Below are 330 nucleotides of genomic sequence, written 5' to 3'. Positions count from 1 at the left end.
ACTCATACTAATAAGTCGAGGGCTTGATCTAAATAAAGACGAAATAAATTTCACTGTGTAATTTTGAGAGAACATTTAACCAATGTTTTCAAATTCTATAAATTTGATAGAAGCAAGAAGTTCAAGGAAATGACTGAGTGAGGAGCAGAGTTTATAAAACATAAATGAGCACCGCAAGGAAGGAAATTGACGAAGAAATTCGAAGCTTATAGAAAATTTAATCTGGTAATTATGCTTTTGATGGATACACCCGTTCCCATACCGAACACGAAGGTTAAGCATCAAGAGGCCGATAGTACTGCACGGGAAGCTGTGTGGGAGGGTAGGTTG

The 330-nt window shown here is 37.3% G+C and carries 1 rRNA gene; it reads left to right on the top strand.

Features of this window, described 5'->3' with window-relative positions:
• Positions 1-221: 221 nt before the first annotated feature.
• Positions 222-330, top strand: a 5S ribosomal RNA gene (gene rrf / locus ACTNBA_RS19125); the annotation flags it as partial.

Source organism: Clostridium sulfidigenes (genome assembly GCF_052067195.1).
Taxonomy (GTDB): Bacteria; Bacillota; Clostridia; order Clostridiales; family Clostridiaceae; genus Clostridium_J; species Clostridium_J sulfidigenes.
This window is presented reverse-complemented; position numbering and strand designations above follow the sequence as displayed.